The 13,466-nt window shown below is 54.6% G+C and carries 14 protein-coding genes; 4 read left to right on the top strand and 10 right to left on the bottom strand.

Annotated elements, in window-relative coordinates; genetic code table 11:
* Positions 1-294: 294 nt before the first annotated feature.
* Positions 295-780 carry a DinB family protein gene (locus tag E1J53_RS20025; protein ID WP_134274337.1) on the bottom strand — a complete coding sequence of 162 codons (486 nt, stop codon included), beginning with the start codon at positions 778-780 and terminating at the stop codon, positions 295-297.
* A gap of 310 nt (positions 781-1,090) precedes the next feature.
* On the opposite strand from E1J53_RS20025, the gene E1J53_RS20020 reads away from it, so the two are divergent.
* Complete coding sequence (locus tag E1J53_RS20020) at positions 1,091-2,398, top strand: aspartate kinase (RefSeq protein ID WP_134274338.1); 1,308 nt, start codon at positions 1,091-1,093, stop codon at positions 2,396-2,398.
* A 31-nt stretch (positions 2,399-2,429) separates the two neighbouring features.
* Here E1J53_RS20020 and E1J53_RS20015 read toward each other — a convergent pair whose 3' ends face one another.
* Entirely contained in the window at positions 2,430-2,795 is a 366-nt protein-coding gene (locus E1J53_RS20015; protein WP_134274339.1) for a cupin domain-containing protein, read from the bottom strand.
* A gap of 212 nt (positions 2,796-3,007) precedes the next feature.
* Between E1J53_RS20015 and E1J53_RS20010 the strand changes: the two genes are divergently transcribed.
* From E1J53_RS20010 to E1J53_RS20000, 3 genes are all read left to right on the top strand, one after another.
* Positions 3,008-5,365, top strand: a complete 2,358-nt coding sequence (locus E1J53_RS20010) for a TonB-dependent receptor (protein ID WP_216650081.1) — start codon at positions 3,008-3,010, stop codon at positions 5,363-5,365.
* Positions 5,365-5,853, top strand: coding sequence for a thioredoxin family protein (locus tag E1J53_RS20005; protein ID WP_134274341.1), 489 nt, complete (start codon positions 5,365-5,367; stop codon positions 5,851-5,853). The genes E1J53_RS20010 and E1J53_RS20005 overlap by 1 nt, the downstream gene beginning before the upstream one ends.
* Positions 5,854-5,979: 126 nt before the next feature.
* Positions 5,980-6,642 (top strand): metal-dependent transcriptional regulator, encoded by a 663-nt coding sequence (locus E1J53_RS20000; protein ID WP_134274342.1) that lies wholly within the window; start codon positions 5,980-5,982, stop codon positions 6,640-6,642.
* Between the two features lie 33 nt (positions 6,643-6,675).
* Here the strand turns inward: E1J53_RS20000 and E1J53_RS19995 are convergent, their stop codons facing one another.
* The 8 genes from E1J53_RS19995 to E1J53_RS19960 form a co-directional block, all read right to left on the bottom strand.
* Complete coding sequence (locus E1J53_RS19995) at positions 6,676-6,927, bottom strand: hypothetical protein (RefSeq protein ID WP_134274343.1); 252 nt, start codon at positions 6,925-6,927, stop codon at positions 6,676-6,678.
* A 12-nt stretch (positions 6,928-6,939) separates the two neighbouring features.
* Positions 6,940-7,542: a DUF420 domain-containing protein gene (locus E1J53_RS19990; RefSeq protein ID WP_134274344.1), complete on the bottom strand. Its 603-nt coding sequence runs from the start codon at positions 7,540-7,542 to the stop codon at positions 6,940-6,942.
* A 2-nt stretch (positions 7,543-7,544) separates the two neighbouring features.
* Complete coding sequence (locus E1J53_RS19985; RefSeq protein ID WP_134274345.1) at positions 7,545-8,189, bottom strand: hypothetical protein; 645 nt, start codon at positions 8,187-8,189, stop codon at positions 7,545-7,547.
* Positions 8,190-8,455: 266 nt separating this feature from the next.
* Positions 8,456-8,872 carry a cytochrome C oxidase subunit IV family protein gene (locus E1J53_RS19980; protein ID WP_134274346.1) on the bottom strand — a complete coding sequence of 139 codons (417 nt, stop codon included), beginning with the start codon at positions 8,870-8,872 and terminating at the stop codon, positions 8,456-8,458.
* A 59-nt stretch (positions 8,873-8,931) separates the two neighbouring features.
* The gene (locus E1J53_RS19975) at positions 8,932-9,885 is read right to left on the bottom strand and encodes a cytochrome c oxidase subunit 3 (RefSeq protein WP_134274347.1); all 954 of its coding nucleotides are present in this window, start codon (positions 9,883-9,885) and stop codon (positions 8,932-8,934) included.
* Positions 9,886-9,974: 89 nt separating this feature from the next.
* Entirely contained in the window at positions 9,975-10,565 is a 591-nt protein-coding gene (locus E1J53_RS19970) for a cytochrome c oxidase subunit 3 (protein WP_134274348.1), read from the bottom strand.
* Positions 10,566-10,575: 10 nt separating this feature from the next.
* Positions 10,576-11,484, bottom strand: coding sequence for a heme o synthase (cyoE, locus tag E1J53_RS19965; RefSeq protein WP_134274349.1), 909 nt, complete (start codon positions 11,482-11,484; stop codon positions 10,576-10,578).
* A 120-nt stretch (positions 11,485-11,604) separates the two neighbouring features.
* On the bottom strand, positions 11,605-13,458 hold the full coding sequence (locus E1J53_RS19960; RefSeq protein WP_134274350.1) for a cbb3-type cytochrome c oxidase subunit I: 1,854 nt from the start codon (positions 13,456-13,458) through the stop codon (positions 11,605-11,607).
* Positions 13,459-13,466 lie beyond the last annotated feature (8 nt).

Raw genomic sequence — 13,466 nt, 5'->3', positions numbered from 1 at the left:
GGACCACGAAGTGTGCCACAAGCGCAGCGCGGGGCTCCTTTGTGCGTCCCCACCGGTTTTGTTTTCCTTTTACCAGACGACCGGTCTGCGGAGCAGACCTTTTCCAGTCTCTTCTCCTAAACCCTCTTTCCCAGTCCTAGCCTACTTCGGCGCCGGGATTGGATCGACGTGAAACGTCTCAACCATGCTTTACGACGGGCCTGCGGAGCAGACCTTTTCCAGTTACCTCTCCTTAGCCTTCTTTCCCAACCTCAGCCTTCTCCTCAGCCTCAGCCTTAGCCTTAGCCTTAGCCTCTACCCCAAATCCACCCCTCCGTAGAAATCGAGATCCAGGTCGCGGAGGGCTTTGGTCCAGAAAATAATCTGACCGGTGTGGTAACTCAGGTGTTCGGTAACGTGCATAATGATGAACACACCATCGTGCACGTAGGCCTGGACGGGGCGTTCGCGGAGGAGATCTTCCACCGACTGTTTCTCCAGCGTGTCCTTGGCCTCCCGTATGGTATCGGACAGGCGCGCTAACAACTGCTGCTTGTTCATGCCGCCTGCGGCGGCAAACTCCTCATCGCGAGTGCGGACATCGGCTGCTGCCCCCAGACCGCTAATGATCCACTGGCGGATGTTTCCGGAGAGGTGAAGAATTTGGTTACCGATACTGTTGGAATTGGCGTTCGGACGGGACCAAACCTGTTCTTCACTTAACTCCTCAAGGCAGCGCTCAATGCGCTCCAGGTTCCAGTCAAAAAAGTAGTGGGCGGAAGATTTCAGTTCCTTCAGCATGGTGGTCTGATTGTGGTCAGCAAGATGCGATAATTTGGCCGGTCACCAAAGCAGTCGGCGAGGAGTACCCGTGCACGTGGCTTTTCGGGAAATCTGCGGCACCTGCGTCCACGCCCGCAGATGCTACCGCTCGAACCAATTAGCGGATATTTCGCCCGTCCTACGTCCCGTAAGTTACTTGCCTGGATGGACTGGTAAATGCTTGGGATAAGTCCTATTTTTGCGGCCCATTTAGAGTTTGGCACCCGCCAACGAAACATTTTGGGCGCTCCGGCTTTATTCGCTGGAAATCCCGAAGTAACCAATTCCCATGAAGCCGACTGAATTGCAGGTATTTAAATTTGGTGGTGCCTCCCTCAAGGATGCAGCCGCGATTCAAAACGTTGCCAACATCATTGCCTCCCATCGGGAGCAGCCGCTGGTCATCGTAGCTTCCGCCATGGGCAAAACCACCAACGCGCTGGAAAACATTGCCCGGGCCTACCACCAGCGCCAACTCGAAGAAGCCAACCAGCTGCTTACCGAGTTCCGCAATGCCACCTTTACGGCCATCAAAGAACTTTTTGGTGACATCCCCGAGGAACTGGCCGCCAACCTCAACGACCTTTTTGTTTCCGTGGAGTGGGTCTTCGAAGACGAGCCCAGCGACCTCTATGATTACGACTACGACCAGATCGTTTCGCTCGGCGAACTCGTCAGCAGCCACATCCTGGCCGCCTACCTGAACCACCGCGGTATCCCCGCCCAGTGGGTAGACGCCCGCGATTGCATCCTGACCGACAACACCTACCGGGAAGGATGGGTCCAATGGCCGGAAACCCAAAGCCGCGTTTCCAAAACCATTCCTCCGATCCTCGAACGCGGGCACTTTGTCGTCACCCAGGGCTTTATTGGGTCCACCTCCGAAAACTTCACCACCACCCTCGGACGGGAGGGATCGGACTATTCCGCCGCCATTTTCAGCTTCTGCCTCGATGCCGCGTCCATGTCCATCTGGAAGGACGTTCCGGGCGTACTCACCGCGGACCCACGCCTGTTTGACAACGTCTCCAAGATCGACAACCTGAGTTATAAGGAGGCCATCGAGATGACCTATTACGGGGCCAAGGTGATTCACCCGAAAACCATCAAACCCCTCCAGAACAAGAGCATTCCGCTTCACGTGCGTTCCTTCCTGGAGCCCGAACTGGGGGGGACGCTGGTCTCCGACGACGCCGGAGACGCCTACCCGCCCATGGTAGCCGTGGAAAAGGATCAGGCCCTGGTGAACATCAGTACCCGCGACTTCAGTTTTGTGGCCGAACACCACATCAAGGAACTTTTTGATCACATCACCACCACCCGCCTGCAGGTGAACATGATGCAGAACACGGCCATCAGCTTCAACGTCGTCGTCAACGACATCGATGACCGGGTAGAAAGATTCTGCGCCCTGGTAAACGACAATTTCAAAACCAAGGTAGACCGCGACCTCGAACTCGTCACCATTCGCCACTACACCAACGAAGTAACCGAAAGCATGCGCCGCGGAAAGGTCACCCTACTGGAAGGTCGGTTACCCCTTACCCTGCAGATGGTCATGAAGGACGTACCGGTCATGCGCCGCAAGGAGGATTAAGCCCCCACTACCCACTACTAACTACCTCCGCCTAAATCCACTCGTATTTCTCAACGGTCATTTCCGTCTTCACCGCGCCAGTATGCTTGGTCGTAGCGGGCTCCATGAGCATTAACCAGACTTCCTCCCCCTGATCCGTGCGGGGCCGGTGCTCCACCCCCCGGGGTACTACGTAAAGCTCTCCCGGATGGAGGGTCACCGTTTCCCGATCGCGGAAATCCAGGTGCAGAATACCCCGGTATATCAGGAAAAGCTCATCTTCTTCCGCATGGTCGTGCCAGACGAACTCCCCCTTTATCTTGGCCAATTTGATTTGCTGCCCGTTGAGTTCAGCGATGATTTTGGGGCTCCAGTGATCGTGGAAGCGGCCAAATTTCTCCATTACGTTCGTAGACATGAGTGCTTGATTTTTGTGCAAGATAGGCTCCGTATACCGGGAGCGAAATAGCCAATCAGGGGAAGCCATTCGACTTATCTCAAGGCTGAAGGTGGAAACGAAGCTAGCGAAGCACAGAAAAAGAGGCGGCTTAAATTTGTTAGACTAATCTAACATTTTATCTTTGTATAAGCTAACTGCACTTCAGTTCCCCGACCATGAAAAACCCCAACTTGAAATTTTTACTAACGGGCCTGCTTCTTAACCTGACCGTCACGCTCTACGGGCAGGGCGCCACCTTGTCCGGTACGGTGAGTCATCTCGGTGACCAGCCCCTGGTTTCCGCCAGTATTGGATTGGAGGGAACGACCTTAGGAGCAAATACCGACGAAAACGGCAACTACCTGATCCAAAATGTACCGGCTGGCACCTACACCGTACGGGTAAATTTTCTGGGTTTCGTTTCCATTTCGGAAACGGTAACGCTTCAGTCGGGTCAGTCTTTAGAGAGAAACTATTCTCTACGCGAGGACGCCCTGAACCTGAAGGGAATTGTCGTTAGTGGTACCCGCTACGAACAGGACCGCATCAATAACCCCGTGGTGGTCAACGTCCTGGATGACAAACTCCTCAACGCGACGCAGTCCATTGCACTTTCGGAGGCCCTGAACTATCAGCCCGGCGTCCGCGTCGAGACCAACTGCCAGAACTGCGGCTTCACTCAGGTCCGGTTAAACGGACTGGAGGGGGCATACTCTCAGATTCTCATCAATAGCCGACCGGTTTTCAGCGCCCTGAACAGCGTCTACGGTCTGGACCAGATTCCCACTAACATTGTGGAGCGGGTGGAGGTCGTTCGCAGTGGAGGCTCTGCGCTGTACGGCTCCAACGCCATTGGTGGAACGATCAACATCATCACCCGGGAGCCGGCCGAAAATAGCTGGGAAATTCGTTCCAACACCGCCCTGCTGGCCGGCGAAGCGGTAGATCAAACCTTCAACCTGAACGGATCCATCGTCAACGAAAGCCTCACCAGCGGAATTACCTTTTACGGCATGAGCCGTCAGCGGGACAGCTACGACGCCAACGGCGACGGCTTTACGGAACTGGTGGAACTTCAGAACTCGGTCTTTGGTGCCCGGGCTTTCTTCAAGCCCGGAACCCGCAGTAAAATTTCGGTGGATTTCAGCGTCCTGGAAGAATACCGCCGTGGTGGTGATCGGCTGGAGCTGGCGCCCCACTTCACCGATATCACGGAAGAACTCGATCACAACACCTTCTTCGGGGGACTTACCTACGAACAGTGGAGTAAAAACGACCGGAATAAATTCTCCCTCTACACCTCCGTTCAACGCACGGAAAGGGACAGCTACTACGGAGGCCTGGGGGGTGGCAGAACGGCGCAGGACAGCTCCCTGGCCCTTAACGCCTACGGGCTCACCAATGACGTCGCCCTGGTGGCCGGCACCCAGTTCACGCACTACCTCAATAATGATGACGTGTTCACCATTGGCCTGGAAAACCAGCTCTACGATACCCAGGACGAAATCCAGGGCTACAACCGCCTGATCGATCAACGCGTGAATACTACTGGCCTTTTCACCCAGTATGAATGGAAACCCAATGACCGGCTGACTGCCCTGCTGGGGGCCCGTTTTGACCTGGCCGTGGTCGATGGCAGTTACCGGGTAGGAACCATCACCAATACCTCGGACAACCGCGTGGCCGTCTTCAGTCCCCGTGCCACCCTACTCTACCGGATCAACGAAGACCTCCGCTTCCGGGGCGGTTACGCCCGGGGATTCCGTGCCCCGCAGGCCTTCAATGAGGACCTGCACATTTCTTCGGTGGGGGGAGAGCCCCTCTTCGTCATTCTATCCGATGAGCTGGACACCGAAACCTCCGATGCCTTTACCGGCTCCCTGAATTACACCAAAAATGTGGGGCTGGCCCAGATAAGCCTGCTCGTTGAAGGTTTTTATACCAGGCTGAGCAACCCCTTCACCCAGGTCAGCACGGGCGCCGTACTCCCTAATGGCTCCATCATTGAAGAAGTGAGAAACGGTGAGGGAGCCACGGTCTCCGGCATTAACTTCGAAGCGGGGTATTCGCCGTCCGATAAATTTTCATTCCAGATCGGGGGCACCGCGCAACGGACCCAATACGAGGAAACTCAGGTGCTGTTTGAACCCGAAGACGGCGGTGGGGAAAACGTAGTGGCCGTTGATGAGTTCGTCAGAAATCCTAATCTCTATGGCTACTTCACCTCCTACTACCAGCTTTCCAGTGCGTTCCGCCTGGACGTAACCGGCACCTACACGGGCTCCATGCTTGTCCCCCGGGTCGTGAGTGAATCCGGCTTTCTGGACCTCATCGATACCGAAGCTTTTTTTGACCTAAACCTCAAGGGAAGTCACCATTTTGACCTCGCCGAAGACTTTCACCTGGAGCTTAGTGGAGGCGTAAAAAACCTCTTCAACAGCTTTCAGCCGGAGTTTGAGGTGGGTCCGGAGCGGGATTCTGACTTCGTGTACGGGCCGATGGCTCCCCGATCCCTGTTCCTTTCCGTTAAGATTGGCAACCTCCATTAATGCTTTCCTCCCCTACCCCGTCCGCCGCTGGTCTGCTCAGTGTTTTATTCCTGATGACTTTGCCCCTCTTCGGGCAAACCCAACCCCACACCATCCAGTGGTTAACGTTTGAACAACTGGAGGACTCCCTATCCGTGGAGCCTAAGAAGGTGTTCATTGACTTCTACACCGACTGGTGCCGGTATTGCCGGAAAATGGACCGGGAAGTTTTTACCCGTCCTGAAGTGATCAACCTGCTGAATGAGGAATACTATGCGGTCCGCCTAGATGCGGAAACGGAAGACACCATTTCGTTTGGCGGACGGCAATTCATTAATGATCAGCTGGGCAAATCCCGGCGCCCCCTGCATCAGCTGGCCCAGCTGCTGGCGTTACGCAAGGGACAATTTGTCGCCCCCACCCTGGTGATGCTGGATGAGGAGTTCCGGGTCACCTCCAGATACTTTACCTATCTGGACAGCAAGCGGCTGATCCGGGCGTTAGAATAGACATTCCCCCCCGTTCCTGCGGGCCAACGACCATTTTGTTCCCCACCGCTTAAAACCAGACGATAATAAAAGCATTAAGTTTACGGCGCCCGAATCCACTACTCTTCACCACCAAATATCACCAAACTGAGCTCTCCTACCGTTGAAAATTATCTGAAGGCAATGCTTTCTCTGGCCGACGATGACGACCGGGTCAACGTATCGGACCTGAGCAAGGCCCTGGGGGTCAGTACCCCATCGGCCAACAGCATGGTCAAGAAGCTTTCCGATAGTGGCCTGATCCATTATGAGAAATACCGTCCCCTCCAGCTCACCGATGCGGGCCGCCGGGCCGCGGCCCTGATCGTGCGTAAGCATCGGTTAACGGAAATGTTTCTGGTAGAAAAAATGGGCTTTGGTTGGGAAGAAGTGCATCCCATCGCGGAGCAGATCGAACACGTAAAGAGCCCCGAGTTCTTCGCCCGAATGGACGAACTCATGGGTCACCCCACCACGGATCCGCACGGGTCCCCCATCCCTGACCCGGAGGGGAATATTGCCGCCCAGGAATACGCCAAACTCAGTGAGGTGAGCCCCGGACAAACCGTCACCATTGCGGCCCTGGCCGATTCCTCCGAAAGTTTTCTTCTTTATTTGAATGACCGTCAGCTTGCCCTGGGCATCCCGCTCACGGTCTTGCGGATTGAACCCTTCGATGGGTCCCTGACCGTTAGCTATCCCGGTCAGTCGTCCCTCAACGTCAGTAAGGTCGTGGGGGATAAATTACTGGTCAGCCCGCTGGAGAATTGAGTCTTTGCGGGTAACAAGAGCGCGCGAAAAACGCTAGGCTGCTTCCTCGTCGAGGCCCTGCTTCCGGTTGCGCCACCAGAGGTAGGCGATTGTACCAATCAACAGGTAGGGCATGCCTAGCAGGTATAGAATTCCGTTATTCAGTCCACGCCCTTCCGTACCACCATTGGCCAGGTTACTCTCGGCCGTCGCCCGGCACATCGGACACTGAGCGAGCAAATCTTCGCCACTCACCAGGAAGCATACCAGCGTAAGCGCCGTAAAAAGAATCCATTGCTTTTTCATCTTCGGGTACATTTAGGGATAGTAACTACGCAGCATAAGGAATACCACCGGACCGGTAATGGCAACGTATAACCAGAGCGGCCAGACGATTTTGGCCATCTTGCGGTGCAGGGTGTATTTACCGACCAGGGCCCTCAAAGTAGTTAACAAAATAAAGGGTAAAAGGATGCCCGCCAGGCCAATGTGGCTGAAAAGAATCAGCAAATACCAGGGGCGAATCCCCGCCACGGCAGCAGTTTCCGCCTCGGACAAAATGCCGTTATGGTCAACGTCCCCGAAGATCACTTCCGGAGTCGTAAAGTGATACACAACGTAACAGAGCAGGAACATCACCGACAGCCCCAGGGCAACGCCGTTGGCGTTGCGGTGCTGCACCACCTTACCCTGCTTGATGAACACCAGAGAAAAGATCAGCGCCACGGCCGTCAAACCGTTCAGTAACGCATTCACGCCCGGCAGAAAACCTACGTCCCATCCTTCGGGAACCGGCAACTTGTACTGACGCATGGCACCAACCAGAAGGATGACCACCACGGAAACTACCCAGATGAGAATTTTGAGCCCTCGCTCCTTATCGGGGTACTTTTTGAGTTGGGGGAATCTTTCCGTTTGCATACCTAAAGTTCTTTTTTACGTTCCACGATGATGTCTTGCTTTTCCGGCAACGGAATGATCACCGAAATCAATTCCACCAGACTCAGCGTTTCCTCGCGCTTGGCGAGGTCGTAGTGTTTAACGATGGTCAGTGAACTATCCACCAGGGCCACCAACGGCTGCTCGCCGGCGGCTTCGTAAGCGGTTACGGGAAGCGAAAATTGCTCGGCCGTTCGGGCAAAAGCTGCTTCGTCAGCCGCCAGAAAACTGATCATTTCGTCATCCGGCAGATGGTAGGTTTCGGCGAATTCCCGAGCGGCAGTGACCGGATCGTCGGCCAGGGTGATGGTGGTAAAGTAAAGGTTAGGACTGTTCGCGAACTGCTGGTAGACGCTATCCATCATTCGACCATACATCTCGGTGCCGGAGGATTTGGTCGGATCCAGCCAACCCACTACCGTCATGGCTCCGCGAAATTCTTCGGGTAGTTCTCCGCGCACCGCCTCCAACGAAGAGAGGTCCGGCATCTTACCAAAATCACCCTGGGTCATGATGGCCTCCTTCCGGTATTCGTACCCCATCTTGAGATAGACGTAAGAACCCAGGGGAAGTCCCACCAGGAAGAGCAGCAGGGCAGCTGCGTTGAGGATTTTTTTTGCCTTTGTCATACGTTGTGAATTACCGGGGAAACACCGAAAAACTTCCTGTACTAAACCCGGGCTACCCGCTTTTGCTTAACCCGGAAGATAATTTTGACGATATCGTGGTATTAGTGGCGAGACCGCAGGTGCAAAGCAAATGTCCATGCAGCCGTGGTCTCCGGGTTCTACCCGCTTGCCTGCTCCCGGAAATGGGGAGACACCTTTGGTAAAAAGATACCCCCACCGAGAAAGCTTCTGCGGCGGGGGTGTCTCTATCGGTAGATGACTTCGGGTTATCCGAGCAGTGCGTCGCTCGTTACCTCGTCCTCATTCAGCATCCCTACGGGTGCCTCTGCTTCAATGTTGTCCCGCTCATTGATTTCTTCGCGGTTGTTCTTCCAGGCGGAGCCTTCGTTGAAGAAAGCAACGAGCGCCCAGACCAACAGGAGTACGGGTAGCAGTACACTCAGGGCAAGGCCACGGACCTCGTATCCCATGTGCATGAATTCGTAAATGATGAAGTAAGCCTTGTAAATGGACAGCACGATGATGAGGAAGGCCAGGCCGTAAATGACCCAGGTGTACTCTTCCAGGGATTCCATCGCCTTTCCGAGAGAAAGGAATACTTCCGCCAGGGTAACGATGGCCAGGAGGCCAAGCCCCTTCCATACGCCCTTTACTGAATCTTCGTAGCTAAGATGGTTTGCCATTATCTTTTCTTTTACGTCACCGTTCCTCCGGAACCCGGAGTTGGTACGGTTTTATTGGTTTAGAGGAGGTAGAATACGAGGAATACAAAGACCCAAACAAGGTCTACAAAGTGCCAGTAGAGACCGATTTTCTCCACCATCTCGTACCCGTTCTGCCGGGCGGCGTAGACGCCACTTCCCGCATTGATCAGGATGATCAACAGGAAGATAACTCCGGTGAATACGTGGAAGCCGTGGAAGCCGGTAATCCCGAAAAACAGGGCGCCAAAGGCCGTCGGACCGAAGTCCTGCAACTTAACTTCGTTGGTTTCACTCACGACGTACTTACGGTGAATGAAGCCCTCATCATCAATCTGGAAGCCGGCGTAATCTCCGGCTACCGTGGGGTATTCGAAGTGCTCTTCTCCCTCGTGGCCCTCTCCGTGAGAAACTCCCGCTTTATGGAGCAGGTAGGTTTCTCCTTCCTTGACCACTTCGTCGGTTACCTCACCCGTCTCCGGATCAAGGTAAAAACCGTTCTCCGTGTAGGTACCAAAGGGGTTCGTTGAGACCGTCATGTGTTCCGTAGCGATCAGGTTGGTCCATTCCCAGGCCTGACAGCCGAGGAAGCCCGCACCACCCAGTACCGTGAGTAACATCCAGAAGACCACGCCTCGCTTATTCTCCCGGGCACCTTCCTGTACGGCACGTACCATCGTACCCGAGCTAATGATCAGCAGGAAGGACATGAAGGTTACGAAGATCAGGGGCGCTTCTCCGCCAAAGATCGTGTTGTGAATGTCGAAGGGTGCCGTGGCGAATACCTTATCGGGTACGGGCCAGCTGGGACTGCTGAAGCGCAGTGCCCCGTAGGCGATCAGGAAACCCGCGAAGGTAAAAGCATCCGAGAGGAGGAAGTACCACATCATCAGCTTCCCGTAGGACGCCTTGAAGGGTTTCTGATCACCACCGTCCCAGCTACCGGTGTCTGCCTGGTGCTCGTCGGCAATGAGGATATCCGTTTCTTCGGCCATGTTAGCGTTTTTTAACTGCTCAGTAGGTAGTGTAGTAATTCCGGTAGTGTGTGGCTTTGCCTGACGCCCCGGTATTCTTTAGTTTAGGTTTAGCGTTGAAGGCTCAGGAATACGATGAGGTATATCCAGAGCACGTCCACAAAGTGCCAGTAGGTCAGGGTCAGCTCCAACCGGAGTTGTCTTGCCGGCGTCCGCCGTAATTTGCGCGCAAAAGCCATGGCCAGGGCAACCCCCAGTGCGGCTAATCCACCCAATACGTGGACGGCGTGAAGACTGCTGATGGCGTAGACAAAATCCCCGGAAGGATTTATCCGCAGGGGTACACCATCGGCTTCCATTTGCAGCCATCCGAAATACTGTAAAATCACAAAAGCCGTCCCCAGAAGAAAAGTCATTCCAAGTAGAGCTTTATACGCTCCCTCAGCCTCCCGTTTGAAGGCCCGGTAAGCGGCGTGCAAAGTTAGGCTACTTGCTACGATGACCAAAGTGTTCACGTAGAAAATAGAAGGGATTGAAAATTCCAGCCAGTTTCCCGCCGCCCGACGCACGATGTAGGCACTCGTGAGGGCCGTAAACATCATGATCAAACTGACGATGGCTACCCAAAGGGCAAGTTTCTTTGGGTGAATCTTGTTGCGGCGGGTTTCCGCCTGCATTCTTTTTTCGATACTTACGTCCATGCCACTCATTTTAAATAAACTGTTGTCCTAACCAGTACAGCGAAAAAGCTACCGGCAGGTAAATAAAAGAGAAGAACATCATGCGTAAGGCCGTCTTTCGGGTAGGTTCCCGGCGAAATCCGTAGGCAAAATAGAGGAAGGCTACACTCAACAGCACGACCAGAACGGACATCCACAAATTCGTAAAGCCTAGCGCAAAAGGTGCCAGCGCCAGGGGAATCAGGGCCAGACAAGCCAGCACGGCATCCCGCGACAGCCGGTCCGTATCTGCTTCTCCGTTACGCTCCGGAACGAGCTTGAATCCCGCCCGCCGATAGTCCGCAAAGCCGAGATAACCGATCGCGTAGAAATGGGGCAACTGCCAGAAAAACTGGATGGCAAAAAGGGTCAGGCCAAGCAGGGTGATCTGTCCCTGCGCCGCGGCACACCCAATCAAAGCGGGTAATGCTCCGGGAATGGCCCCCACCAGCACGGCCACCGGGCCAACGCGCTTGAGGGGAGTATACACGAAGGCGTAGCTGATCAGCGACACCATACCCAAAAAGGCCGTCCAGGGATTGAACAGAGCCAGTAAGGTGATACCTCCCATGCTGGCAAAGCCCGCCAGCAGCAGGGCATCGCTGGAACTCATCCTACCGGTTGCCAGGGGACGATTCTGAGTCCGCGCCATATCGCGGTCAAAATCTTTCTCCAGCAATTCGTTCAGGATGTTGGCGGCCGCCGTCGTCAGGAAGCCCCCCATGGTGAGTACGCTCACCGCCCACAGGCTGATGCTCGCTCCGCCCAGGGCAACAAAGTAAGCAAGGACCGAAGACAGAACCACCGTTGCCGACAGCCTGAATTTGACCAGCGCCGCCAGGTCGGACAGGGTCCGCCCCAGGGGAAGTTCTACCGCCTTTGTGGAAGATGTTCTCTTCACCGAATACTTACTTAAAGGTAAATAAGCGGCGACCCGTATTTCGCGGCGACAAGGTGCTACGAATTACGGGCCGCCTGATTGTGCCAACGCATTGCGACGTCGGCGTATGTTTAATTAATCCTAATGCGCAACTGATTCATTTTCCCCGACGGGTTCCACCTGGGAAATGAACTCACGACCGTCCTTACCGTAGTCGTACGCCCAACGCTGTACCGTTGGCAGCTTACCGGGCCAGTTACCGTGGCCAACCTCAACGGGAGTGGTCCACTCCAGGGTGTTGGCGTTGTAGGGGTTACGCTCCGTCAGCTTACGTCCACGCCAGATGCTGTAGAAGAAGTTGATCACGAAGAGGATCTGGAAGCCAAAGGTGATGATGGCCGCAATGGTGATGAACTTGTTCAAGTTGTCGAAGTGACCGAAAGCCTGGAACGCATCAAAGCTGTAGTAACGGCGGGGAACACCGGCCATACCGAGGTAGTGCATGGGCCAGAATACGGCGTAGGCACCGATCAGCGTACCCCAGAAGTGAAGCTTACCGAGCGTCTCGTTCATGAAACGACCGTAAAGTTTGGGGAACCAGTGATATACCCCGGCAAACATGCCGAAGAAGGCCGCAACACCCATTACGATGTGGAAGTGAGCCACAACGAAGTAGGTATCGTGCAGCTGAATGTCCAGCGTGGAGTTACCCAGCCAGATACCGGTCAGACCACCGGAGATGAACATCGAAACGAAACCGATGCCGAACAGGCTGGCGGGATTGAAGCGGATGTTACCACCGTATAGCGTCGCAATCCAGTTGAACACCTTCACCGCCGAAGGAACGGCGATGATCAGGGTGAAGATCACGAAGAAGTTAGAGATGAAGGGGTTCACACCGGACATGAACATGTGGTGAGCCCATACAATGAAGGACAAGAAGGCAATCGCCAGAATGGAGAATACCATGGCCTTGTATCCGAAGATGGGCTTCCGACTGTGTACGGACAGTACCTCGGAAACGATACCCATCGCGGGCAGGATAATGATGTATACCTCGGGGTGGCCCAGGAACCAGAAAAGGTGCTGGTACAGGATGGGGCTACCACCAACGTGATCGAGGGCCTGTCCACCAATGTAAATATCACTGAGGTAGAAGCTCGTACCCACGCTGCGATCCAGGATCATCAGGAAGAAGGCCGAGGTCAGTACGGGGAACGAAAGCAGACCAATGATGGCCGTGATGAAGAAGGCCCAGATGGGCAGTGGCAGACGCCACATGCTCATGCCCTTCGTACGCAGGTTAAGCACCGTAGTGATGTAGTTGATACCACCCAACAGTACGGAGACCACAAAGAGTACGAGGGAGACCGTCCAAAGCGTCATACCGGCACCGGACCCATCCATGGCTTGGGGCAGTGCGGAGAGTGGAGGATAAGCTACCCAGCCCCCGGCGAAGGGGCCCGTGCTCAGGAAGAGCGAGGCAAACATTACGCTACCGGAAATGAAGAAGAACCAGTAGCTGAGCATGTTCAACAGCGGGGAAGCCATATCACGTGCGCCGATCATGAGGGGAATCAACAGATTCGAGAAGGTACCACTCAAACCGGCGGTTAGTACAAAGAATACCAGGATCGTACCGTGCATCGTCACCAGTGCGTAGTAGAAATCTTGGGTGAGCGATCCAACTCCTTCGGAGTTAATGGCAATCCACTTGCCCAGGAAGGGTTTCATCCAGGCGATGCTCTCCTCGGGGAAGCCAAGCTGCATCCGGAAAACCAGCGACATCATGGCACCAATCAGGGCCCACATCATACCGGTGATGAGGAACTGCTTGGCGATCATCTTGTGATCCTGAGAGAAAATGTAGTGGAAAATAAAGTTAGACTGATACTTGTCTCCGTGATGGTGCTCGTGGAAGTGATCGTCGTAACCCAGTTCCTGGATCAGAGCGTCTTCCCGGGTAGCTGGAGCCGTAAGTACTGCGCTTGCCATGGTTATCA

The sequence above is a fragment of the Lewinella sp. W8 genome (assembly GCF_004375085.3).
In the GTDB taxonomy this organism is placed as follows: Bacteria; Bacteroidota; Bacteroidia; order Chitinophagales; family Saprospiraceae; genus Neolewinella.
The sequence above is the reverse complement of the archived record's forward strand: the minus strand, read 5'-3'. Positions and strand labels throughout refer to the sequence as shown.

Coding starts and splice junctions, on each gene's coding strand:
- E1J53_RS19970 (WP_134274348.1), bottom strand. CDS start 10,565: ATGGACGTAAGTATCGAAAAAAGAATGCAGGCGGAAACCCGCCGCAAC.
- E1J53_RS19960 (WP_134274350.1), bottom strand. CDS start 13,458: ATGGCAAGCGCAGTACTTACGGCTCCAGCTACCCGGGAAGACGCTCTG.
- E1J53_RS20025 (WP_134274337.1), bottom strand. CDS start 780: ATGCTGAAGGAACTGAAATCTTCCGCCCACTACTTTTTTGACTGGAAC.
- E1J53_RS19990 (WP_134274344.1), bottom strand. CDS start 7,542: ATGCAAACGGAAAGATTCCCCCAACTCAAAAAGTACCCCGATAAGGAG.
- E1J53_RS19985 (WP_134274345.1), bottom strand. CDS start 8,189: ATGACAAAGGCAAAAAAAATCCTCAACGCAGCTGCCCTGCTGCTCTTC.
- E1J53_RS19980 (WP_134274346.1), bottom strand. CDS start 8,872: ATGGCAAACCATCTTAGCTACGAAGATTCAGTAAAGGGCGTATGGAAG.
- E1J53_RS20015 (WP_134274339.1), bottom strand. CDS start 2,795: ATGTCTACGAACGTAATGGAGAAATTTGGCCGCTTCCACGATCACTGG.
- E1J53_RS20020 (WP_134274338.1), top strand. CDS start 1,091: ATGAAGCCGACTGAATTGCAGGTATTTAAATTTGGTGGTGCCTCCCTC.
- E1J53_RS19995 (WP_134274343.1), bottom strand. CDS start 6,927: ATGAAAAAGCAATGGATTCTTTTTACGGCGCTTACGCTGGTATGCTTC.
- E1J53_RS19975 (WP_134274347.1), bottom strand. CDS start 9,885: ATGGCCGAAGAAACGGATATCCTCATTGCCGACGAGCACCAGGCAGAC.
- E1J53_RS20005 (WP_134274341.1), top strand. CDS start 5,365: ATGCTTTCCTCCCCTACCCCGTCCGCCGCTGGTCTGCTCAGTGTTTTA.